Here is a 22,763-nt window from a genome sequence, read left to right on the forward strand (position 1 = left end):
ATCAGCCCCAGACCTCGGTGGCGGTTTCGACCACCAGGCGGAGCTTGGCGACCTCCTCGTCGTAGGTCAGGGCGTTGCCGTCCTTGGTCGAGGCGAAGCCGCACTGCGGCGAGAGGCACAGCTGGTCCAGGTCGATGTACCGGCTGGCCTCCTCGATGCGGCGCTTGAGCGCGTCCTTTGACTCCAGCGCGCCGCGTTTGGTGGTGACCAGGCCGAGCACCACGGCCTTGCCCTTGGGCACGAACCGCAGCGGTTCGAAGCCCCCGGAGCGCTCGTCGTCGAACTCCAGGAAGAACCCGTCCACCTCGAGCTCGTTGAACAGCGCCTCGGCCACGAAGTCGTAGCCGCCTTCGGCGACCCACGACGAACGGAAGTTGCCCCGGCACATGTGCGTGGTCACCGCCAGGGTGTCCGGCCGCCCGCGCAGCGATTCGTTGATCAGCTCGATGGTCTGCAGGTGGGCCCGCTCGGCGTCGTCGCCGCGCGCGGTCAGCTGGGCGCGCTGCGCCGGGTCGTTGAGGTAGGCCAGGCTGGTGTCGTCGAGCTGCAGGTAGTGGCAGCCGAGGTCGGCCAGGGCGCGCACCTCGGCGCGGTAGGCCGCGGCCAGGTCGGCGCGGAAGTCGGCCAGGTCCGGGTAGGTGTGCTGGTCGATGGCGGCGCGGCCGCCGCGGTAGTAGAGCATGCCCGGCGACGGGATGGTCAGCTTCGGCGTGGCGGTGGTGACCCGTTCGGCCAGCGCGGTGAAGGCGTCCTCGAAGATCGTCCGGCTCAGCCCGATCCGGCCGGTGACCTGCAGGTCCGGTGTGGCGAACTCGACGTCGCCCTGCTCGTTGTGGAACTGGACCGTGAGGCTGGAGTCCTCGACCTTCGCCACCCCGTCGAGCTGGTACAGGAAGTCCATGTGCCAGGAGCTGCGCCGGAACTCGCCGTCGGTGGCGCTGTGCAGCCCGACCTCCTCCTGCATGGCCACGACCTGCGCGATCGCCTCGTCCTCGACGCGCCGCAGCTCGGCGTCGTCGATGCGCCCGGCGGCGTGCTCGTCGCGGGCGTCGAGCAGGGCTTGCGGGCGGAGCAGGCTGCCGACGTGGTCGGCGCGGAACGGTGGTGTGACGCGAGGGCTCATGCGAAGCAAGATAGTTTGCGATTGCGATCGTGCCTAGCCATCCGGGTGGTCATTTCGCCAGTTCCGGCCGCTGCCGTGGGTGGCAGCTGTGAGCAAGGACAAATCGGTACATCTGCGCTGCTGGATAAAATCGACCAGGACAACTGACGTCGGGGCTGACGGATGGAGACGATGCGAGTTCTCGTGATCGGAGCCGGAGTCGGGGGACTCGCCATCGCCAACGGGCTGCTCGGCAAGGCCCACGAAGTGCAGGTCTTCGAGCACGCCGACTCGCTGCGCACCTCCGGCGCGGGCATCACGGTGTGGAGCAACGGCACCGCCGCGCTGCGCGACCTCGGCATCGACATCGAACCGTCCGGCCGTCGGCTGCACAGCCTGCGCTCGCTCACCGAGACCGGCCGGTTGCTGTGGGAGGCCGACCTCGACGAGGTCACCGAGCGCCTCGGCTCGCCGACCGTGCAGATCCCGCGCCGCGCGCTGATCGCCGAGATGGCCGCCGCGCTGCCGCCGGGCGTGCTGCACTTCGGCCGCCGCTGCGTGCGCGTCGTGGAGCACCCGGACCGCGTCGTCGTGGAGTTCGACGACGGCAGCCGGGCCACCGGTGACCTGCTGATCGGGGCGGACGGGCAGCGCTCCGTGGTGCGGCGGGAGCTGGTGGGCGGCGAGCCGGCCAAACCCACCGGTTGGGCCAGCTGGCAGGGCCTGACCCGCAGCGACCTGCCCGTCGCGCGCGGTCACCAGACGGTGAACATCGCGGGCCGCAACGCGCACTGCGGTCTGATCCCGACCGGCGGTGGGCTGCTGCACTGGTGGTTCGACATGCCGTGGCGGGAGGGCGACCCGGTGCTCTCGGTCGCCGACCTGCGCGCGGCTTTTCGCGGCTGGCCGGAGCCGGTGGAGCAGCTGCTGGCCTCGGTCAGTGACGACGACCTGGGCTTCTTCCCGCACGTCCGGCACAAGGTCCCGCACGTCTGGGGCGGCCCGCGCAGCACGCTGCTGGGCGACGCGGTGCACGCGATGCCGCCCGCAGTGGCGCAGGCGGCCAACCAGACGCTCGAGGACGCCTGGCTGCTCACCCAGTACCTGTCCGATGTGGATGGCGACCTGGCCACGCGGCTGCGCGCCTACGAGCAGGAGCGGCGTCCGCGCGCCCTCAAGGTCTCCCGCACGGCGGCCCTGACCTCGGCCCAGCGCAGCACGCCGCTGCAGCGGCTGGCGAAGTTCCCGAGCTGGCTGGCGACCCGCAGCCAGGTGGTCTCCCTGCGCTCCGGCAGCAACGTCCTGCGCGGCGGCTCCCCGCACCCCGCGGTCCAGGCCGCCTGACCCGCGACGCGCGACGGCCCGCCGCGCCGGTGGTGGCGGGGCGGGCCGTCGCAGGTCGGCTCAGGCGCCGAAGGCGTCCGGGTCCGGGCCGACGCGGATGCCGGTCTCCAGCGCGGTGATCGCCGCGACGTCGTCGTCGGCCAGCTCGAAGTCGAAGACCTCGATGTTCTCCTTGATCCGCGACGGAGTGACCGACTTCGGGATCGTGATGTTGCCCAGCTGCAGGTGCCAGCGCAGCACGACCTGCGCCGGGCTCTTGCCGTACTTCTCGGCCAGCGAGGCCAGCGTCGCGTCCTCCAGCAGGCCCTTGCCCTGGCCCAGCGGGCTCCACGCCTCGGTGGCGATGCCGTGCTCGGCGTGGAAGGCGCGCAGGTCGGCCTGCGGCAGGTTCGGGTGCAGCTCGACCTGGTTGACCGCCGGCACCACGTCGGTCTCCTCGAACAGCCGCCGCAGGTGCGGGATCTGGAAGTTCGAGACGCCGATCGCCTTGGCGCGGCCGTCGGCGTGCAGCTTCTGGAAGGCCTTCCAGGTGTCCACGTACTGGTCCTTGGCCGCGACCGGCCAGTGGATCAGGTACAGGTCGACGTACTCCAGGCCGAGCCGCTCCAGGCTCCTGTCGAAGCCCTTCAGCGCGTTGTCGTAGCCCTGCTCGTCGTTCCAGAGCTTGGTGGTGACGAACAGGTCCTCGCGCGCGATGCCCGATTCGGCGATCGCCCGGCCCACGCCCTCCTCGTTGCCGTACACGGCGGCGGTGTCGATGCTCCGGTAGCCCGCCTCCAGCGCCGCCTTGACCGGCTCGACGACCTCGTCGGCCGGCACCTGGAAGACGCCGTAGCCCAGCTGCGGCATCGCTGCGCCGGTGTTCAGCGTGATGTTCGGAACCTGTGTCATGTGGGTGTTGTCCTCCGCCGAAATCGCGTTCGTCGCCGGTCGCGCGGGACCGGCACCTGGTGGAACCGATCCAGTTGATCCCGGATTCCCGCCCCGCGGTGTGGCCCTTGCCGCAGGCCACCGTATGTGACCCGCCGAGTGGTCGCCCAAGGAGTGTTCCGCGTGTGACCCGTGTGGCGGCTCAGCGGACTTCGGCGTGCTCGCTCGGCTGCGCGGCGGGGGTCGCGGCGGTCCGCGGCCCCCGGTCCAACCAGCCGGACAGCAGCGCGAAGCCGAGGCCGACGAGGGCCAGCAGAGCACCGACCCAGCTCGGCGCGGTCAGGCCCAGCCCACCCGCGATGACCAGGCCGCCGAGGTAGGCGCCCAGCGAGTTGGCGATGTTGAACGTGGACTGGATGCTCGCCGAGCCCAGCGCCGGGGCCTCCTTGGCCTGGTCCAGGATGCGCGCCTGGATGCTGGGGATGGCCGCGAAGCCGGTCGCGCCGATCAGGAACACCGTGACGGGCGCCAGCACGGGACTGTGCGAGGTGAGCACGAACAGGCCGAGGGAGGCGGCGAGCGCGGTGAGGAAGACGTGCAGCGTCCGCATCGGGTTGCGGTCCGCGAGCCGCCCGCCGACCGCGGTGCCGACGGTCATCCCGACGCCGAACAGCGCCAGCAGCGGCGTGACGGCGGTCGGCGAGTAGCCGGTCACGTCGGTGAGCACCGGCTTGATGTAGCTGTAGAAGGAGAAGGTCGCGGCGAAGCCGAAGACGACCACCGCGAAGGCCAGCCACACCTGCGGGCGGCGGAACGCGCGCAGCTCGCCGCGCAGGCTGACGTCGGTGGGCTTGGGCTGGTTGGGCACCAGCGCGGCGACCGCGGCCAGCGCGACCACGCCGATCACCGCGACCAGGCCGAACGCCCAGCGCCAGCCGAGCTGCTGGCCGAGCAGCGTGCCGATCGGCACGCCGACGATGTTGGCCACGGTCAGGCCGATGAACATCATCGAGATGGCCTGCGCGCGCTTGTCGGCGGCGACCAGACCGGCCGCGACGACGGCGCCGATGCCGAAGAACGTGCCGTGCGGCAGACCGGCCACGAACCGGGCGGCCAGCAGCAGCTCGTGCGTCGGGGCGAACGCGGAGAACAGGTTCCCGACGGTGAACAGCACCAGCATGCTCAGCAGCATCACCTTGCGGCGGGCCCGCATGCCGAGGATGGTCAGCAGTGGCGCGCCGATCACCACGCCGAGCGCGTAGAGCGAGATGTAGCCACCGGCGTCCGGGATGGACACCTGCAGGTCGGTGGCGACCTCGGGCAGCAGGCCCATCATCACGAACTCGGTCGTTCCAATGCCGAATGCGGCGATGGCCAGGGCCAACAGGGCAATGGGCAAGGAAGTCCCCCAGACGGACGTGCCGGACGGTGTGCGGTCTGCCCCCAGCCGCGCGCACGCCGTAGCGGCTCGCTGCGTTGCAGGCTGGGGAAACGATTCAGGAGACGGCGGCGCAGGCGCTCCCAGACGTGTTCAACAGTATCCCGCCGCACCGCTGTTCCCGAACTGGTTATGAAGCGCGCCACGTCCGCTTCGCCAGTCCAGCCGTGCAGCCGTGGAACTTCTCCGTCCTCTGTGGACTCAAGCGGTGCGGTGCGCACAGTGGTCGGGCGCCGCCGTTGTGCGGTCTGGCAAACGGTGAAACGTGGAAACTTCTCGCAACCGTCTGTTCGCCGCGAGTTGATCGGTGATAGCCCTCGACGCGACCGATCCCCGGTGGACGGAGGGGCCGATGCGCTCGAAGGTCGTCGCGGTCGTGTTCGCGGCGTTGGCACTGCTGGTGGCGACCGCCCTGCCCGGCGCGTCCGCACCACCGGAACCGGACCAGTTCGTCACCAGGCCGGACCTGAGCCCGCCGGTGGTGCGCATCGACACCCCGGCCCACGGCACCGAGCCCGGCAGCATCTTCCTCGCCCCGCACGGCACGGCCACCCAGAGCGGCCCGATGATCATCGACGACACCGGGGAACCGGTCTGGTTCCAACCGGTCGGCGACGGCGCCGGGCTGTTCACCATGGACTTCAAGGCCCAGACCTACCAGGGCCAGCCGGTGCTGACCTGGTGGCAGGGCGAGCCGCACCCCGGCTACGGCGAGGGCGAGTACGTGGTCCTGGACCGCTCCTACCAGCAGATCGCCGCGGTCCGGGCAGGTGGCGGCCTGCGCGCCGACCTGCACGAGATGGTCATCACGCCGCGCGACACCGCGCTGCTCATCGCCTACCGCACGGCGCAGCTGGACCGGCCCGTGGTGGAGGGCGTCGTGCAGGAGGTCGACATCGCCACCGGCGAGGTCCTGTTCGACTGGCGCAGCCTGGACCACGTGGCGGTCGACGAGTCCACGGCGCCGCTCCCGGAGGACCCCGCCAAGCCCTACGACTACTTCCACCTCAACTCGGTCACCGAGGACGCGGCGGGCAACCTGCTGATCTCCGCGCGGCACACCGACGCGATCTACCAGCTGGACCGCGCCACCGGCCAGGTGCGGTGGCGGCTGGGCGGCAAGCGCAGCGACTTCGCCGTGGACCCGGGCGCGGTGTTCGCCCGCCAGCACGACGCGCGCTGGCACCCGGACGGCACGATGAGCCTGTTCGACAACGCGGCCAGCGAGCCCGGACCGACCTCCCGGGCGCTGGTGCTCGCCGTCGACCAGCAGGCGCGCACGGCCCACGTGGTGCGCGAGCACCCGAACCCGGGCAGCCCCACGAGCGTCAGCCAGGGCAACCACCAGGTGCTGCCGGGCGGCAACAGCTTCGTCGGCTGGGGATCGCAACCCGAGTTCACCGAGTTCGACGAGACCGGCGAGGTCGCGTTGCACGGCTCCTTCGGCGACGACATGCCCTCCTACCGGGCCTTCCGCCTGCCCTGGACCGGCACGCCCACCGAACCCCCGGTGGCGGCGCTGCGCGACGACGGGACGCCGGCGGTGTACGCGAGCTGGAACGGATCCACCGAGGTCCGCTCCTGGCGGGTCCTGACCGGCCCGACCCCGGACCAGCTCACCCCGGTCCTGGACGTCCCGAAGACCGGCTTCGAAACCGCCGCCGACCTCCCGGCCGCCGAGGCCTACGCCGCGGTCGAAGCCCTCGACGCCAACGGCCAGGTCCTGGCCCGCTCGGAGCCGGTCGAGCCGGAGTCGTGACGGGTCAGCGCAGGGTGCGATAGCCGGGGTGGACGCCCGGGGTCAGCTGGTGGCTGCGGGCCAACCGCTCCAGGAAGTCCTCGAGCTGCGCGCGCTCATCCGGCCCCAGGGCTTCGAAGAAGGCGGCCTCGTGCTCGGCGGCCACCGAGCGGACCTCCTCCAGCAGCGCGGTGCCCCCGCTGGTCAACGTCAGGTGCTGGACGCGGCGGTCGCGGGTGCCGCGCGTGCGGGTGACCAGGCCGCGGTCCTCCAGCTCGTCGACGAAGGCCACCACCCTGCTCGGCAGCAAGCCGAGCTCCCCGGCCAGCTGCTGCTGGCTGAGGCCCGGCTGGACCGAGATCATCCGGAGCACGCCGACCAGCGGCGGTGTCAACCCCAGCGCCTCGACGCGCGTGCCGAACTGCGCCGCGGCGTGCGCGCCCAGCTGGCTGAGCAGGAAACCGATCCCCATGGACTCTGCGGCCACGCGAGCATCTAACCACCAGCTGGGTGGCTGCCGATCACTGCCGGGCGCGCCGCAGACCGGCGTGCGCCTCCACCTTCATCCGCTCGGACATGTGCGGGTAGTGCAGCTCGAACGCCGGTCGGATCGACCGGACCCGCGGCAGCGAGGTGAAGTTGTGCCGCGGCGGCGGGCAGGACGTCGCCCACTCCAGCGAGTTGCCGTGCCCCCACGGGTCGTCCACCCCGGCCACCACGCCGAACCGGTAGCTCTTGGCCACGTTGTAGAGGAACGGCAGCATCGAGCCGCCCAGCACGAACGCGCCGATGGTGGACACCACGTTCAGCGTGGTGAACCCGTCGGAGACCAGGTAGTCGGCGTAGCGGCGCGGCATCCCCTCGGCGCCCAGCCAGTGCTGCACCAGGAAAGTCAGGTGGAACCCGACGAAGGTCAGCCAGAAGTGCAGCTTGCCCAGCACCTCGTCGAGCATCCGGCCGGTCATCTTCGGGAACCAGAAGTACACCCCGGCGAACACCGCGAACACGATGGTGCCGAACAGCACGTAGTGGAAGTGCGCCACCACGAAGTAGGTGTCGGTGACGTGGAAGTCCAGCGGCGGCGACGCCAGGATCACCCCGGTCAGCCCGCCGAGCAGGAACGTCACCAGGAACCCGCAGGAGAACAGCATCGGCGTCTCGAACGTGACCTGCCCGTGCCACATGGTGCCGATCCAGTTGAAGAACTTGATGCCGGTCGGCACCGCGATCAGGAAGGTGGCGAAGGAGAAGAACGGCAGCAGCACCGCGCCGGTGGCGAACATGTGGTGCGCCCACACCAGCATGGACAACCCCATGATCATCAGCGTCGCGAACACCAGCCCGGTGTAGCCGAACAGCGGCTTGCGGCTGAACACCGGCAGGATCTCGGTGACGATGCCGAAGAACGGCAGCGCCACGATGTAGACCTCCGGGTGGCCGAAGAACCAGAACAGGTGCTGGTACAGGATCGCGCCGCCGTTGGCCGGGTCGAACGCGTGCCCGCCGAGGTGCCGGTCGACCAGCAGCCCGAACAGCGCCGCGGTCAGGATCGGGAAGGCCATCAGCACCAGCAGGCTGGTGGCCAGGATGTTCCAGCAGAAGATCGGCAGCCGCCACATCGTCATGCCCGGGCAGCGCAGGCACACCAGCGTGGTGATCATGTTGACCGCGCCGAGGATGGTGCCCAGCCCGCTGACGATCAACCCGGCCGCCCACAGGTCCCCGCCGGGGCCCGCGCTGAACTCCGCCCGCGACAGCGGCGGGTAGGCGGTCCAGCCGAAGTCGGCGGCGCCGTTGGGCAGCAGGAACCCGCTGAGCACGGTCAGCCCGCCGAACAGGAACAGCCAGAACGACAGCGCGTTCAGCCGCGGGAACGCCACGTCCGGTGCCCCGATCTGCAGCGGCAGGATGACGTTGGCGAAGCCGAAGATGACCGGGGTGGCGAACAGCAGCAGCATCACCGTGCCGTGCATGGTGAACAGCTGGTTGTACTGCTCCTGGGAGAGGAACTGCAGTCCCGGCACGGCGAGCTCGCCGCGGACCAGCAGCGCCATCGCCCCGCCGACGACGAAGAAGAAGAACGAGGCGAGCAGGTACATGATCCCGATCTGCTTGGGGTCGGTGGTGCGCAGCCAGGGCACCAGGTGCTCGCCCTTGCGCATCCGCCGCGTCGTCCGGGCCCGCGTGGGGATCGGACCGGGTTGGATCCGGGTCGTGGCCATCTCCGCCTCCAGCTCCCCAACCGAACACCGCACAGCCGACCGTGCCCCTCTCGGTACCCACCCCCAAACCCGAGCAACCACCCACCACCCGGCGGGTTCGCAGTTTCAATTGAAACTGCGGTTCGTCGTGGCTACGGATCGCAGTTTCAATTGAAACTGCGGCCTCCGCCCGAGCCGGACCACGGACCTCGGTCAAGCGCCGGGCTCGGAGCGGCTGCCTAGGAAGGGGTCGGGCCTGCGATGCGATTCCGATGAAGTGCTCGCATCGGAACACGATCTCGGACGGGGCGTGCATCGGCAGTTTCAATTGGAACTGCGACTTCACGGGCGTGTCGCCCTCCACCGCGCCGGTGCACAACGGGCACCCGTCACCAGTTCGGTGGAAGTCGAGCGCCTCAGGTCGCGCCTCGGGGAGGTTGCGCAACGGGATGCGGAGACAGGCCGAGCGGAGGTCGCACGGCGGTGGGCCAGACCGCGCAGGGGGAGTGCGCAGCGGCTGCTCATCCCGGGGCGGGAGCTCGGGTCGTGGTCGGGCCGGGCGGGGATGTCAGGTCGTGGCGCGGTCGAGGGCGCCGAGGGCCATGGAGCGCAGGAGGCGGGACATCGCCTCGACGTCCAGGTGCGCGCTGAAGGGCGTGGAGTTGATCAGCCCGAACACCGCGTGCGCCGCAGCTCGGGCCGTGGGGCGCGGCAGCTCCGGGCGGGCCTGGCAGAGCACGTCCACCCAGACCTCCACGTAGCTGCGCTGCAGCTCGCGGACCTTGTGCCGATCGGCCTCGGCGAGGCTGTCCAGGTCGCGCATGTGCACGGTGATCAGCGCCGGGTTACCCAGGGCGAACTCGACGTGCCAGCGCACCAGGCGGTCCAGCGCGTCGTGCGGGTCGGAGGCCTTGCCGACGTGGTCCTGCCCGCCGCGCAGCAGCCGGTCGCTGATGCCGGTGAGCAGTTCGGCCAGCATCGCGTCCTTGCTGCGGAAGTGCCGGTACAGCGCGGGCCCGGAGATGCCGACGGCGCTGCCGATGTCGTCGATGCCGACTCCGTGGAAGCCAGCGCGGGCGAACTTCTCCGCCGCCGCGGCCAGGATCTGCTCGCGGCGGGACGGCTTGGCTGGGTCGGTGGGCATCGCAGTCGATACTAGACGAAACGCGTTAGCCGTCGTTAACATCGGTCGCGTTAACGATGACTAACTCCGGTGGAAGGTGTGCCCCGCATGGATGCGCCCGCCCTGCGCACGACCGCGGATCCGGACTCGGCGGAGTTCGCCCGCAACACCGAGCAGCACGCGAAGCTCGTCGAGGACCTCAACGCCCAGCTCGCCCGCACCCGCCTCGGCGGCCCGGAGAAGGCCCGCATCCGGCACGTCGAGCGCGGCAAGCTGCTGCCCCGCGACCGGGTGGACGCGCTGCTCGACCGCGGCTCGCCGTTCCTGGAGCTCTCGCCGCTGGCCGCGCACGGCCTCTACGACGACGAAGCGCCGTCGGCGGGCATCATCACCGGCGTCGGACGGGTGTCCGGCCGCGAGTGCGTGGTGGTGGCCAACGACGCCACGGTCAAGGGCGGCACCTACTACCCGGTCACCGTCAAGAAGCACCTGCGCGCGCAGGAAGTCGCGCTGCACAACAACCTGCCCTGCCTGTACCTGGTCGACTCCGGCGGCGCGTTCCTGCCCAGGCAGGACGAGGTGTTCCCGGACCGCGAGCACTTCGGCCGGATCTTCTACAACCAGGCGACCATGTCCGCCCGCGGCATCCCGCAGATCGCCGCGGTGCTCGGTTCGTGCACCGCGGGCGGTGCCTACGTCCCGGCGATGAGCGACGAGGCGGTGATCGTCCGCGAGCAGGGCACCATCTTCCTGGGCGGACCGCCGCTGGTGAAGGCTGCGACCGGCGCCGAGGTGACCGCCGAGGAGCTCGGCGGCGGCGAGCTGCACTCCCGCACCTCCGGCGTCACCGACCACCTGGCCGCCGACGACGCCGACGCGCTGCGCATCGTCCGCTCCATCGTCAGCACCCTCGGACCGCGCGCGCCCCGGCCCTGGGACGTCGCGCCGGTCGAGGAGCCCGCGGTCGACCCGGACGAGCTCTACGGCGTGGTCCCCACCGACAGCCGCACCCCCTACGACGTGCGCGAGGTCATCGCGCGGATCGTCGACGGCAGCCGGTTCGCCGAGTTCAAGCAGGACTACGGCCAGACGCTGGTCACCGGGTTCGCCCGCATTCACGGGCACCCGGTGGGGATCATCGCCAACAACGGCATCCTGTTCAGCGAGTCGGCGCTCAAGGGCGCGCACTTCATCGAGCTGTGCGACAAGCGCTCCATCCCGCTGGTGTTCCTGCAGAACATCTCCGGCTTCATGGTCGGCAAGGAGTACGAGGCGGGCGGCATCGCCAAGCACGGCGCGAAGATGGTCACCGCGGTGGCCTGCGCCCGCGTCCCCAAGTTCACCGTGGTCATCGGCGGTTCCTTCGGCGCGGGCAACTACTCGATGTGCGGCCGGGCGTACTCGCCGCGGTTCCTGTGGATGTGGCCGAACGCGCGGATCTCGGTGATGGGCGGCGAGCAGGCGGCCTCGGTGCTGGCCACGGTCCGCCGCGACCAGCTCGACGCGCGCGGCGAGCACTGGTCGGTCGAGGACGAGGAGGCGTTCAAGCAGCCGATCCGCGACCAGTACGAGCACCAGGGCCACCCGTACTACGCGACGGCCCGGCTCTGGGACGACGGGGTCATCGACCCCAGGCAGACCCGCGCGGTCCTCGGCCTGGCGATCTCCGCTTCGGCGAACGCCCCGCTGGAGGACATCTCCTACGGCGTCTTCCGGATGTGAGTGGCGTGCCAGGCGAAGGGATGATGATGCAGCACTTCGACGCGGTGCTGGTGGCGAACCGGGGCGAGATCGCGGTCCGGGTGATCCGGACGCTGCGCGAGCTGGGCATCCGCTCGGTGGCGGTGTTCAGCGACGCCGACCGCGACGCCCGGCACGTCCGCGAGGCCGACGTGGCCGTCCACATCGGGCCGAGCGCGGCCGCCGAGAGCTACCTCAACAGCAAGCGGATCCTGGACGCCGCCCGCAGCACCGGTGCCCAGGCGGTCCACCCCGGCTACGGTTTCCTGGCCGAGAACGCGGCCTTCGCCGAGGAGTGCGCCGCGGCGGGCATCGCGTTCATCGGCCCGCCACCGGCGGCGATCGAGTCGATGGGCGACAAGATCCGCGCCAAGCGGACGGTCTCGGCCGCCGACGTCCCGGTGGTGCCCGGCCGCAGCGAGCCGGACATGACCGACGCCGACCTGCACCGGGCGGCGCTGGAGATCGGTTTCCCGGTGCTGCTCAAGCCTTCCGCCGGTGGCGGCGGCAAGGGCATGCGGCTGGTGCCCGACGAGTCCACCCTGGACGACCAGATCGCTTCGGCGCGGCGGGAGGCCCGTGCCGCGTTCGGCGACGACACGTTGTTCGTGGAGCGCTTCGTGTCCCGCCCCCGGCACATCGAGGTCCAGGTGCTGGCCGACGCGCACGGCAACGTCGTGCACCTCGGGGAGCGCGAGTGCAGCTTGCAGCGGCGCCACCAGAAGATCATCGAGGAGGCACCGTCGCCGCTGCTGGACGCCGGGACCCGCGCCCGCATCGGGTCGGCCGCGGTGAACGCCGCCCGCGCGGTGGGCTACGTCGGTGCGGGCACGGTGGAGTTCATCGTGTCCGCGGACCGGCCGGACGAGTTCTTCTTCATGGAGATGAACACCCGCCTGCAGGTCGAGCACCCGGTCACCGAGCTGGTCGCCACCGCCGCCGGGCAGCGCGGCATCGACCTGGTCGAGCAGCAGGTCCGGGTCGCGGCGGGCGAACCGCTGCCCTGGACCCAGCAAAGCCTCTCCCTCGACGGGCACGCGGTGGAGGCCCGCGTCTACGCCGAGGACCCGGCCCGCGGCTTCCTGCCCACCGGCGGCGACGTGCTCGCCGTCCACGAGCCGTCCGGCCCCGGCGTGCGGGTGGACTCCGGCGTCCGCCCGGGGGCCCGGGTGGGCTCGGACTACGACCCGATGCTGGCCAAGGTCATCGCCTGGGGCCCGAACCGCGCCGACGCGCTGCGCCGCCTGGACAAGGCCCTGGCCGACACCGCGGTCCTCGGCCTGCAGACCAACGTCGCGTTCCTGCGCGCACTGCTGCACCACGAGCAGGTGCAGGCGGGCAACCTCGACACCGGCCTGGTCGAGCGCGACCTCGACGCGCTGGTCACCGAGGACATCCCCGAGGAGGTCCACGTCGCTGCGGCCCTGGAGCGCCTGATCGCGGCGGAGCCCACCGGCCCCGCCGTCGACCCGTGGGACGTCCCGGACGGCTGGCGGCTCGGCGAACCGGCGTGGAGCACCTGGCGCTTCGCGGCCGACGGCGGAGAGGTCGAGGTGCGCGTCCGAGGCCGTGCCCACGCCGCCGAGGTCTCCGTCCTGACGGGCTCCGGTGATGCGGCTCCGGTGGAGGTCGCGCCCGCCCGGGCCGCGGCCGAGGTGCGCGGCGACGAGCTGGTCGTCTCCTACCGGGGCCGGTCCCGCCGCTACCGGTACGCGCACGTGGACGGCACCACCTGGCTGGCCGCCGACGGCCGCACCTGGGCGCTCGCCGAGCACCAGCTGCTCGCCGACCGCGGCGCCGCCGGCGGCCGCTCCGACGGCGTGGTGACCAGCCCGATGCCGGGCACGGTGCTGGTCGCCGAGGTTTCCGCAGGTCAGCACGTGACCGCCGGGCAGCGGCTGTTCGTGGTCGAGGCGATGAAGATGGAGCACACCGTCACCGCCCCGATCGACGGCGTCGTCGCCGAAGTGCACGCGAGGAAGGGGCAGTCGGTCGGGCTCGACCAGCCGCTGGCTGTCCTCACCACCCCGTCTGACGAGACCGGGACTACGAAGGAGGCCCAGTGATGGTGGACCACCGGCTCAGCGAAGAGCACGAAGCGCTGCGCGAGAGCGTGCAGACGTTCGCCCGCAAGGAAGTCGCCCCGGTCATCGGCGAGTACTACGAGCGCGAGGAGTTCCCGTACCCGCTGGTGCGCACGATGGGCGAGATGGGTCTGTTCGGCCTGCCGGTCCCGGAGGAGCACGGCGGCATGGGCGGCGACTACTTCGCCCTCTGCCTGGCCCTGGAGGAGCTGGCCCGCGTCGACTCCTCAGTGGCCATCACCCTGGAAGCGGGCGTGTCGCTGGGCGTCATGCCGATCTACCGCTTCGGCAACGACGAGCAGCGCAGCACCTGGCTGCCGAAGCTGGCCCGCGGCGAGGTCCTCGGTGCCTTCGGCCTGACCGAGCCGGGCGGCGGCTCCGACGCGGGCGCCACCCGCACCACGGCGGTGCTCGACGGCGACGAGTGGGTGATCAACGGCTCCAAAGCGTTCATCACCAACTCCGGCACCGACCTCACCGGCCTGGTCACGGTCACCGCGGTGACCGGCGAGAAGCCGGGTGGCGGCAAGGAGATCTCCACGATCATCGTGCCCTCGGGCACCCCCGGGTTCACCGTCGCCAAGAAGTACTCGAAGGTCGGCTGGAACGCCTCGGACACCCACGAGCTGTCCTTCGACGACTGCCGGGTGCCCGCCGCGAACCTGCTCGGCGAGCGGGGCCGCGGCTACGCGCAGTTCCTCGCCACCCTCACCGAGGGCCGGGTGGCGATCGCGGCGCTCGGCGTCGGCCTCGCCCAGGGCTGCGTGGACGAGTGCGTGCGCTACCTCGACGAGCGCGAGGCGTTCGGCCGCAAGATCGGCGAGTACCAGGCGATGCAGTTCAAGCTGGCCGACATGGAGCTGCGCGCGCACACCGCGCGCCTGGCCTACTACGACGCGGCGTCGCGGATGCTGCGCGGGGAGCCGTACAAGAAGCAGGCCGCGATCGCGAAGCTGGCGTCGTCGAACGCGGCGATGGACAACGCCCGCGACGCGACCCAGATCTTCGGCGGCTACGGGTTCATGAACGAGACGCCGGTCGGCCGGTTCTACCGGGACGCCAAGATCCTGGAGATCGGCGAGGGCACCAGCGAGGTCCAGCGGATGCTGATCGCCCGGGAGCTCGGCCTACCGGCCTGATCCCCACCGGCCCCAGGGGGGCGGGGCCGGTGGTTCGACGGGTTCGCGAGGGGTCGACCGCCACCGGTCGGTTCCTCGCGAACTCGCGTTTGCGCCGGTCAGTGCCGGAAGCGGTTCTGCGGCACGGTGATCTCCTCGGTCTGCTCGACGTCGCCGTACGCGCCGTGCTGGACCGGTCCCACCGGCCGGAAGTCCTGCTGGGTGTCCTGGTCGGGCCACAGCGGCGCGTCCTGCGGAGCCGCGTGCGGCATCGGTGCTGCCTGCGGGGCAGCGGGGGCGACCGGCGCCGGCTCGTCCTCCATGGCGAGGTGCTGCAGCACCCAGTCGCGGGCGAGCGAGGCCGGTGAGGTGCCCTGCTTGGCGGCGAGCTCCTTGAGCCGCTCGTTGGCCATCAGGGGCAGCCGGAGCTGGTGGACCTGCGCCGCGCCGAAGCGCCGACCGGACCCGGTGGACTCGACGTCTTCCTCCGGGGCCAGCGCAGCGAGGTACGACTCGAACTCGTGATCGGGTTCGGCCGGTTCTTCCGCCTTCTGCCGACGGCTGGTCTTGGTTCGTCCTAGAGCCACGCGCCCACGATAACGGTCAGGTTGCGATGCGCGAATCGCTGTGAGGGCTGTCACCGGCCCGCGGGTGGCCTGAAGTGCGGAGGGCCCCCGCGTCAGGGGGACGAACGCGGGGGCCGGAGGGGATCTCCACAGGTGCTGACCGGGGGTGTGTCAGCGCCCCGATTGTGGCACGCGACTAGCCGCTTTGGGGAGCTTTCGACGCATGATTCGTGCGTCCGGCGCTGCTCGGGCAGGCCCGGTCGGCGGTCTCGCGCAACGGTTCGCCGTGCTAATTGCCTGGTGGGAGCCCTCGCACGGGCCCCGCTCGCGCTCGTCCGCCCGGTGCTCGCCGCGGTGGCCGACCTGGCCCGGTGGTCGGCCGCCGCAGATCGTGGGCGGCGTGCCCGCCTCCTGATCTTGCGGACCGCGCAGGGCGAGTTGCGGCGAGGTCCAGTGTGGATGATCCAGTCCGCCGCGCGGCTCTCCGAAGTGGATCGTGCCCCCAGCGGGTGATTACTCAGAGTCGAACTCAAATCACTCTCTGGGGGGCTGCGGGTGTGGACAACCTGTGGATAGCCTGCGCCGGGAACCCGAGGCCGGGGAGGCGTCATGTACGGGTCGCTGGATGTGCGGAAGTTCTTGTGGCAGCAGGAAGACGGGACCTCGCGGCAGTCGCCCGCGGTGCCCGCCCCGCGGGCCGGTGAGCCCTCGCGGATTTCGCCGGAGCAGGTGCACAAGGCGAGGATGGCGGTCGCCCGCAGCGCGGAGAGCGCCGAGGATTGCAGACTCCTGCTGGACATGTTGGGATTGGCTCCCGACGACGACGGGCAGCCGCCGGTGACGCGCTGACCGGGGCTGCGCGGAGGCGTCGCCCGGCGGGCGCGACACTCCGAACCGGAGTAACTTCCGGTGGCAATGTTGATCAACCGTTCGTGGGTCTCATCGCTCGGAAGAGCTAGGTCGGCGAACGAATGCCCGCCGGAGCCGAGCCATGCCACAGCAGCGCCGGGCGCAGCTCACCCGCCGCGCGATCCTGACCGCGGCGGCGACGGAGTTCGACCTGGTCGGTTACGAAGCCGCCGCGCTGAACGCGATCCTGCGGCGCAGCGGGACCACCAAGGGCGCGTTCTACTTCCACTTCACCTCCAAGGGAGCGGTGGCCGAAGCGCTGGTCGAGGACCACGCGGCCGGACTCGCCGCCCTGCGGCGGGAATGGCTGGGGCGCGGCCTGGACCCGCTGTCGACGGCGGTCGGCCTGACCGTCGAGGCGGCCCGCCGGGTGGAGCAGGACGTCGTCCGCCGCGCCGGGCTCCTGCTCGCCTGCCGTCGCCCCGGGGCGTTCAGCGACGGCTGGGACGGGCTCATCGACCGCCTGCTGCACGAGTCGGCGGAGGCGGGGCAACTGCGGCCCAGCGCGGACCCGGCCGCGGTGGCCCGCGTGGTGCACGCGGGCTTGGTGGGGGCTCACAAGATCGGCGCGGACTTCTCCGGCCTGGCGGAGCGCTTCGCCGAGATCTGGCGCGTGGTGCTCGCCGGGGTCGCCCGCGAGGACGTGCTGCGGAGGCCGGAGGTCCTCGCTCAAACCTGAGGCGCGGATCACATTTCCGGACCGTGTTCGTTTTGTCGGCTTTTCCGCCCTCGGTGGCCGCCTGGCGGGCGCGGCGGCGGCCTCGCGGGGGTCCGGAGCCGGATCCTGCAGCGGGTCGAAATCGGCAGGTCAAGGCGGTAAGCTGGCCGTCGGCTGCGGGCCTCGTGCGGGGCCCGCGAGGGGGCCGCGCGGCGCAAGTGACCCCCCTGTTTCAGGGCCGCTGGAGGCATGTCGTAAGCTTTACTCAACGCCAACGGAGCGGACCTGAAAAGGGAAAGCCGGTTGGAGGCAAGGCCGGGTCGGTTCCCGAATCGGCCAAGCCCCCATCGTCTAGCGGCCTAGGACGCCGCCCTTTCAAGGCGGTAGCGCGGGTTCGAATCCCGTTGGGGGTACGGACAACTGAAGAGAGCAAGATGCATGGCCCAGTGGCGCAGTTGGTTAGCGCGCCGCCCTGTCACGGCGGAGGTCGCGGGTTCAAGTCCCGTCTGGGTCGCCAAGGCGAACGGTGCAGAACCGGACGCTATCGGCCAGGTAGCTCAGTTGGTACGAGCGTCCGCCTGAAAAGCGGAAGGTCGGCGGTTCGACCCCGCCCCTGGCCACCGCTCAGAGCTGCGAAAACGGCCCCACCGATCCCGGTGGGGCCGTTTTGCGTTTCAGCTGGTGCCACTCGCCAGGTCGTCGTGTGGGTCGATCGGCTTGCCGGTGTGCTGCTGCCGGTTCAGTCGCTACGGCAGGGGACCGGACTGGGAGAAGAAGCTGATCGCCATGACGATCGCGACGATGATGAACCCGACGACGACGATGCCGAAAAAGACGATGAAGGCGATGGCGCAGCCGTCGGACCCCTCGGCCCTGGCTCGCTCCTCGGCGTCCCACGCCTCCTGCATCTTGGCCATGTACCTGGCCCGGAACGCGGCTTCTTCAGGACTTCTCGGCGGGTTCAGGTTCACGTCGCCGTGGACGTGGCCGAACTGGCCCACCGGCCCGTTGAACTGCCCGCCCGAGACCTCGTTGCCGACCTTCGGTGCGCTGGCGTCGCCGTCCCCCTCGCCGCCATTGTCCTGCCCGTGCCTCACGGCGTGAAGAGTACTGAACCGTGATCAGTCGAGGGGGCGAAACGGTGCAGCGGGGGAGTTCCTCGCTTTGCGGCGAGCAGTGCCGCGCACCTCGGTGCTCTGAGGTCGGCGGTTCGACTCCCGGCTGAGGGCCCTGCCGGGTCAGGCGGGGAGTTTCCTCTGCTCACGAGGTCAGCTTGGCCTGCACCAGGTCGATGAGCTCTTCGGCGGCCGCCGCCGTGTCGTAGGTCGGATCGGTGAGCTGTTCGGCGACGATCGCGTCGATCCCGCCGCCGATGATGATCGCGAGCGTGCGCGTGTCCAGCGGATGCCGCGCCTCCGTCGCGTGCCGGGCCGCTTGGAGGATCTGCGCCAGCGGTTGCCAGCGCTCGGCGGGTTGGCGCTCGGCTGCCTCGCTGGTCATCGCCTCGGTGATCATCCGGGTGTGCCGGGGGTGCTCGCGGAGGTGGCCGATCATCGACCGGATGTAGGCCGCCGGGCCCTGCGCCGGGTCCGCCGCCTCCACCGCTGCGGCGACCTGCGTGGTCAACGCGGTCAGGACGTGCTCGTGCGCGGCGCGGACCACGGCGTCCTTGGACGGGAAGTGGTAGAGCACGGCCGCCTTCGTGATCCCGGCGCGCTCGGCGATCCGGGACAGGGACGTGCCCGCGTAACCCCGGTCCGCGACCAGCTCGACCGTCGCCTCGATCAACTGCCGCCGCCGGGCCCGCTCGGTGAGCGTCAGCTCCGACTCGGCTCGCTCGTGCCTTGACATGGCTCCTATTCTACCAATCGGTTAGAAATTCTACCGACCGGTTAGGAGCGGTTGTGGACGAGTTGAAACGCCCACGTCGGCGGCGGTGGCTCATCGCCCTGGGCGTCGTCGCCGCGCTCGTGGTGGTCATCGCCTTCGCCACGCGCACGCCCTCGCCGGTCGGGCACTGGGACGGAGCCGAGGGGCGCGACCGCTTCATGGCCGCCTATGACCAGGCATTCCGCGACCTGCCCCCGGTTGCGGACACGGTCGACGTGCGCACCGACTACGGAGTCGTCCGCTTCTACCGCTTCGCGGGCACGGGCCAGGCCTCGGCGCCGCTGGTGCTGCTGCCGGGGCGGGCCTCGGCGAGCCCGGTCTGGGCGGACAACCTCCCGTCGCTGCTGGGGGTCGGCGACGTGTACACCGTCGACCTGCTCGGCGAGCCGGGGCGGAGCGTCCAGGACCGCCCGATCACCGACGACGCAGACCAGGCCGCCTGGCTGCACCAGGCCCTCGCCGGGCTGCCCGAGGACCGGTTCCACCTGGTCGGGCTCTCCATCGGTGGGTGGACCTCGGCCAACCTGGCCCTCCGGCAGCCCGAGCACGTCGCCAGCCTCACCCTGGTCGACCCGGTCTTCGTCTTCGACGACATGCCGCTGGGCACCGTGCTGCGATCCATCCCGGCCGCCGTGCCGTGGTTGCCGAAGTCGTGGCGCGACGGCTTCAACTCCTACACGGCGGGCGGCGCCCCGGTCGCGGACGTGCCGGTCGCGGAGATGATCGAGGCCGGGATGCAGCACTACCGGCTGCGCCTGCCCCAGCCCACCCGCATCGCCGAGGAGGACCTCGCGCGGCTGGACCTGCCGGTGCTGGCGATCATCGCCGGTCGATCCGTCATGCACGACCCCGCAACGGCCGTCGCCACGGCCGAACGGGTCCTGCCCGAGGCCGCGGTGCGCGTCTACCCCGACGCCTCCCACGCCATCAACGGCGAGCACCCGGACCGGATCGCAGCCGACATCGCGGAGTTCCTGACGACGTCCTGCTGACTGTGGGAACGACCAACGCTGACGCGGTGTGCCCGAGGTCACGTCTTGCCGGAATGGTCTCGGAGGTGCTCTTGGAGCCTCGATACTCGCGCGCAGTCGATCTTCGAGGAGGGGCACCCATGACCGACGTCCCGGACCGCCCACCAGCGGCGCACGTCAACGGCTTGGCCGTCGCATCGCTGGTCGTTTCAGTGATTGCACTGATCATCTGCATCGGATCGTTCCCGCTCGGCTTGGTCGGCCTGCTCGGCGCGGTCCTCGGGCACGTCGCACTCGGGCGGATCAGCCGCGCCCCAGCGCGCTACTGCGGTCGCGGCCTCGCGATCGGCGGTCTCGCGGTGGGCTGGTGCGCCCTCGGGCTCGGGGTGCTGGGCACGGCGTACTTCTTCTTCTCCGCGCCAGCGCAGTTCGCCGAGCTCGTGGGCGCCATCTTCGGCCAGTGACCGGCCTGCTTCGCGGAAGTCGCCGCGCCGGCTGTTGCTAATCTCGGCCTCCTGATGTCTGCGACCCTCGTTGCCGTTGATCTCGCCGCCGGGCACGGCGACCGCTCCCTGTTCTCCGGGCTGGACCTCGTCGTCGCGCCGGGCGACGTCATCGGGCTCGTCGGTGCGAACGGCGCTGGCAAGTCCACGCTGCTGCGCCTGCTCGCCGCGCTCGACGCACCGGAGCACGGCGAGGTGCGGCTCTCCCCAGCCACCGCCACCGTCGGCTACCTGCCGCAGGAACCTGACCGCCGCCCGGGCGAGGCGGTGAGCCAGTTCCTCGCCCGCCGCACCGGCGTCGCCGCCGCTCAGCGCGCCATGGACGACGCGATGGAGGCGCTCGCGCAAGGTGCGGCAGGCGCGGATGACGCCTACGCCGAGTGCCTGGAGCGCTGGTTGAGTCTGGGCGGCGCTGACCTGGAGGAACGCGCCGAGGGTGTCGCCGACCAGCTCGGTTTGACCGTCGAGCTCGACCAGCCCATGACCTCGCTGTCCGGTGGGCAGGCCGCTCGTGCCGGGCTGGCCTCGCTGCTGCTGTCCCGCTACGACGTGTTCCTGCTGGACGAGCCCACGAACGACCTCGACCTGGAAGGTCTTGAACTCCTGGAGGGGTTCGTGCGCGGGCTGCGCGCCGGGACCGTCGTCGTCAGCCACGACCGGGAGTTCCTGGCCCGCACCGTCAACAAGGTCCTGGAGCTCGACCTCGCCCAGCAGCAGATCAACTCCTACGGCGGCGGGTACGACGCCTACCTGGAGGAACGCGAGGTCGCGCGGCGGCACGCGCGGGAGGCTTACGACGAGTACGCGGACAAGAAGTCCGCCCTGGAGGCGCGCGCCCGCATGCAGCGTTCCTGGATGGACAAGGGCGTCCGCAACGCCCGCCGCAAGGCCACCGACAACGACAAGATCACCCGCAAGACCCGGACCGAGGCCTCCGAGAAGCAGGCCGCCAAGGCGCGGCAGACCGAACGGCTCCTCGAACGGCTGGAGGTCGTGGCGGAGCCGCGCAAGGAGTGGGAGCTGCGCATGGAGATCGCGGCGGCGCCCAGGTCCGGTGCGGTCGTCGCCTCCCTGCGCGAGGCGGAGGTGCGGCGCGGCGACTTCACCCTCGGGCCGATCACCCTGCAGATCGACTGGGCGGACCGCGTCGCGATCACCGGCGCCAACGGTTCCGGCAAGTCGACGCTGCTCGGCGCGCTGCTGGGACGCGTGCAGCTGGACGCGGGAGCTGCCGCGCTCGGTTCCGGTGTCGTGATCGGCGAGATCGACCAGGCCCGGGCCCTGTTCCACGGATCGGAATCGCTGCTCGACGCGTTCTGCGCGGCCGTGCCGGACACCGCTCCGGCCGACGTGCGCACGCTGCTGGCCAAGTACGGGCTCAAGGCCGACCACGTGTTGCGCCCGGCCACCACGCTCTCGCCCGGCGAACGCACGCGCGCCGCGCTCGCGCTGCTGCAGGGGCGGGGCGTCAACCTGCTGGTGCTGGACGAGCCGACCAACCACCTCGACCTGCCCGCGATCGAGCAGCTGGAATCCGCCCTCGACAGCTACCCGGGCACGCTGCTGCTGGTGACCCACGACCGCCGGATGCTCGACGCGGTCCGAACCACCCGTCGCCTCCAGATGTCCGCTGGCAAGCTGACCGAAATCTCCGCGTGAGCTGTTGGTCAGACCCCGTCGCTAGGGTTCGGCTGAAGTAGGGACGCCCCCGCGCTCAACCGGCCTGGGGGTTACCGGGAGTGCGGGGGCGTCAAGGTCCACCCCTGGGGGTCAGGTGGACGGCGTCCATGCTACTGCGTGGTATCCAAGATGTCTCTAGGGGCAGAGATCTTTTTTCTCGCGGACCGCGGCGAACCTCAGGAACAGCTGGGTCAGCGGACCTATCGCCGCTGCGTACAGCACTGTCCCGACCCCGACCGTGCCGCCGAGCAGCCACCCGAGGGCGAGCACGCAGACCTCGATCGTGGTGCGAACCACACGAACTGACCACCCGGTGCGGGCGTGCAGGCCGGTCATCAGGCCGTCCCGGGGGCCCGGACCGAGCCGTGCGCCGACGTACACGGCGGTCGCCAGGCCGTTCAGCACGATCGCGGAGAGCATCAGGGCGATCCGCGCCGGGAGCGCGGTGAGCGGCGGAACCAGCGCGAGCGTGAAGTCCACGGCGAACGCGATGACGATGACGTTGGCCACCGTGCCGATGCCCGGTCGCTGCCGCAGCGGGAGCCAGGCCAGCATGACGAGCGCGCCGGTCAGCGCGGTGACCCAGCCAAAGTTCCAGCCCAGCCGGTCCGCCAGGCCCTGGTGCAGGACGTCCCACGGGCCCAGGCCCACGTGCGCGCGGACCATCAGGCCCATGCTGGCCCCGTAGGCGACCAGGCCGATGAGCAACTGCGCGAGCCGGAGGGTCGGTCGAGTCCGGAGCGGCAGCGGGGACAAGTCCACCTGGTCTGCTTTCAAGGCCATGTGGAGGTTTATATCCCGTTATTGGACTCTGGTGCGATAGCCAAT

General features: G+C 71.1%; 20 protein-coding genes and 3 tRNA genes. 13 read left to right on the plus strand and 10 right to left on the minus strand.

Annotated elements, in window-relative coordinates; translation table 11 throughout:
• Position 1: 1 nt before the first annotated feature.
• The gene (locus ABT324_RS17440) at positions 2-1,123 is read right to left on the minus strand and encodes a 5-methyltetrahydropteroyltriglutamate--homocysteine S-methyltransferase (RefSeq protein ID WP_351177959.1); all 1,122 of its coding nucleotides are present in this window, start codon (positions 1,121-1,123) and stop codon (positions 2-4) included.
• A gap of 171 nt (positions 1,124-1,294) precedes the next feature.
• Between ABT324_RS17440 and ABT324_RS17445 the strand changes: the two genes are divergently transcribed.
• Positions 1,295-2,446, plus strand: a complete 1,152-nt coding sequence (locus ABT324_RS17445; RefSeq protein WP_351177962.1) for an FAD-dependent monooxygenase — start codon at positions 1,295-1,297, stop codon at positions 2,444-2,446.
• A 60-nt stretch (positions 2,447-2,506) separates the two neighbouring features.
• Here ABT324_RS17445 and ABT324_RS17450 read toward each other — a convergent pair whose 3' ends face one another.
• Both ABT324_RS17450 and ABT324_RS17455 read right to left on the minus strand, forming a co-directional pair.
• Positions 2,507-3,337 carry an aldo/keto reductase gene (locus ABT324_RS17450; protein ID WP_351177965.1) on the minus strand — a complete coding sequence of 277 codons (831 nt, stop codon included), beginning with the start codon at positions 3,335-3,337 and terminating at the stop codon, positions 2,507-2,509.
• Between the two features lie 181 nt (positions 3,338-3,518).
• Positions 3,519-4,715 (minus strand): MFS transporter, encoded by a 1,197-nt coding sequence (locus ABT324_RS17455; RefSeq protein WP_351177968.1) that lies wholly within the window; start codon positions 4,713-4,715, stop codon positions 3,519-3,521.
• Between the two features lie 391 nt (positions 4,716-5,106).
• On the opposite strand from ABT324_RS17455, the gene ABT324_RS17460 reads away from it, so the two are divergent.
• A complete protein-coding gene (locus ABT324_RS17460; RefSeq protein ID WP_351177971.1) occupies positions 5,107-6,513 on the plus strand; it encodes an arylsulfotransferase family protein in 1,407 nt (468 codons plus the stop codon).
• Positions 6,514-6,517: 4 nt separating this feature from the next.
• On the opposite strand, the gene ABT324_RS17465 is transcribed toward ABT324_RS17460, so the two are convergent.
• The 3 genes from ABT324_RS17465 to ABT324_RS17475 all read right to left on the minus strand — a co-directional run bounded on the left by ABT324_RS17465 (position 6,518) and on the right by ABT324_RS17475 (position 9,837).
• Entirely contained in the window at positions 6,518-6,979 is a 462-nt protein-coding gene (locus ABT324_RS17465; RefSeq protein WP_351177974.1) for a MarR family winged helix-turn-helix transcriptional regulator, read from the minus strand.
• 34 nt (positions 6,980-7,013) lie between these two features.
• A complete protein-coding gene (gene ctaD, locus ABT324_RS17470; protein ID WP_502949753.1) occupies positions 7,014-8,714 on the minus strand; it encodes an aa3-type cytochrome oxidase subunit I in 1,701 nt (566 codons plus the stop codon).
• Positions 8,715-9,261: 547 nt separating this feature from the next.
• Positions 9,262-9,837, minus strand: a complete 576-nt coding sequence (locus ABT324_RS17475; protein WP_351177977.1) for an SACE_7040 family transcriptional regulator — start codon at positions 9,835-9,837, stop codon at positions 9,262-9,264.
• An 87-nt stretch (positions 9,838-9,924) separates the two neighbouring features.
• Between ABT324_RS17475 and ABT324_RS17480 the strand changes: the two genes are divergently transcribed.
• From ABT324_RS17480 to ABT324_RS17490, 3 genes are read left to right on the plus strand one after another with little or no spacing between them, the layout of a single operon-like run.
• Complete coding sequence (locus tag ABT324_RS17480) at positions 9,925-11,538, plus strand: carboxyl transferase domain-containing protein (protein WP_351177979.1); 1,614 nt, start codon at positions 9,925-9,927, stop codon at positions 11,536-11,538.
• Positions 11,539-11,561: 23 nt separating this feature from the next.
• Positions 11,562-13,622: an ATP-binding protein gene (locus ABT324_RS17485; RefSeq protein WP_351178131.1), complete on the plus strand. Its 2,061-nt coding sequence runs from the start codon at positions 11,562-11,564 to the stop codon at positions 13,620-13,622.
• Positions 13,622-14,779 (plus strand): acyl-CoA dehydrogenase family protein, encoded by a 1,158-nt coding sequence (locus ABT324_RS17490; protein ID WP_351177982.1) that lies wholly within the window; start codon positions 13,622-13,624, stop codon positions 14,777-14,779. The genes ABT324_RS17485 and ABT324_RS17490 overlap by 1 nt, the downstream gene beginning before the upstream one ends.
• 98 nt (positions 14,780-14,877) lie before the next feature.
• Here the strand turns inward: ABT324_RS17490 and ABT324_RS17495 are convergent, their stop codons facing one another.
• Positions 14,878-15,345, minus strand: a complete 468-nt coding sequence (locus ABT324_RS17495; protein ID WP_351177985.1) for a hypothetical protein — start codon at positions 15,343-15,345, stop codon at positions 14,878-14,880.
• A 588-nt stretch (positions 15,346-15,933) separates the two neighbouring features.
• Here ABT324_RS17495 and ABT324_RS17500 point away from each other — a divergent pair.
• From ABT324_RS17500 to ABT324_RS17520, 5 genes are all read left to right on the plus strand, one after another.
• Positions 15,934-16,173: a hypothetical protein gene (locus ABT324_RS17500; protein ID WP_351177988.1), complete on the plus strand. Its 240-nt coding sequence runs from the start codon at positions 15,934-15,936 to the stop codon at positions 16,171-16,173.
• A gap of 142 nt (positions 16,174-16,315) precedes the next feature.
• A complete protein-coding gene (locus tag ABT324_RS17505; RefSeq protein ID WP_351177991.1) occupies positions 16,316-16,912 on the plus strand; it encodes a TetR family transcriptional regulator in 597 nt (198 codons plus the stop codon).
• A 319-nt stretch (positions 16,913-17,231) separates the two neighbouring features.
• A tRNA-Glu gene (locus tag ABT324_RS17510) sits at positions 17,232-17,304 on the plus strand.
• A 27-nt stretch (positions 17,305-17,331) separates the two neighbouring features.
• A tRNA-Asp gene (locus ABT324_RS17515) sits at positions 17,332-17,408 on the plus strand.
• Positions 17,409-17,437: 29 nt separating this feature from the next.
• A tRNA-Phe gene (locus tag ABT324_RS17520) sits at positions 17,438-17,511 on the plus strand.
• Between the two features lie 126 nt (positions 17,512-17,637).
• Here ABT324_RS17520 and ABT324_RS17525 read toward each other — a convergent pair.
• On the minus strand, positions 17,638-17,988 hold the full coding sequence (locus ABT324_RS17525) for a hypothetical protein (protein WP_351177994.1): 351 nt from the start codon (positions 17,986-17,988) through the stop codon (positions 17,638-17,640).
• 163 nt (positions 17,989-18,151) lie between these two features.
• Positions 18,152-18,742, minus strand: coding sequence for a TetR/AcrR family transcriptional regulator (locus ABT324_RS17530; RefSeq protein ID WP_351177997.1), 591 nt, complete (start codon positions 18,740-18,742; stop codon positions 18,152-18,154).
• Positions 18,743-18,795: 53 nt separating this feature from the next.
• Between ABT324_RS17530 and ABT324_RS17535 the strand changes: the two genes are divergently transcribed.
• The 3 genes from ABT324_RS17535 (at position 18,796) to ABT324_RS17545 (ending at position 21,914) form a co-directional block, all read left to right on the plus strand.
• Complete coding sequence (locus ABT324_RS17535; protein ID WP_351178000.1) at positions 18,796-19,773, plus strand: alpha/beta fold hydrolase; 978 nt, start codon at positions 18,796-18,798, stop codon at positions 19,771-19,773.
• 119 nt (positions 19,774-19,892) lie between these two features.
• Positions 19,893-20,216: a DUF4190 domain-containing protein gene (locus ABT324_RS17540; RefSeq protein WP_351178003.1), complete on the plus strand. Its 324-nt coding sequence runs from the start codon at positions 19,893-19,895 to the stop codon at positions 20,214-20,216.
• Positions 20,217-20,270: 54 nt separating this feature from the next.
• Positions 20,271-21,914, plus strand: coding sequence for an ABC-F family ATP-binding cassette domain-containing protein (locus ABT324_RS17545; RefSeq protein WP_351178006.1), 1,644 nt, complete (start codon positions 20,271-20,273; stop codon positions 21,912-21,914).
• Positions 21,915-22,070: 156 nt separating this feature from the next.
• Here ABT324_RS17545 and yczE read toward each other — a convergent pair whose 3' ends face one another.
• A complete protein-coding gene (yczE, locus tag ABT324_RS17550) occupies positions 22,071-22,718 on the minus strand; it encodes a membrane protein YczE (RefSeq protein ID WP_351178009.1) in 648 nt (215 codons plus the stop codon).
• Between the last annotated feature and the right edge of the window lie 45 nt (positions 22,719-22,763).

Origin of the sequence: Saccharopolyspora sp. NPDC000359 (genome assembly GCF_040300525.1) — a bacterium.
GTDB lineage: Bacteria > Actinomycetota > Actinomycetes > Mycobacteriales > Pseudonocardiaceae > Saccharopolyspora.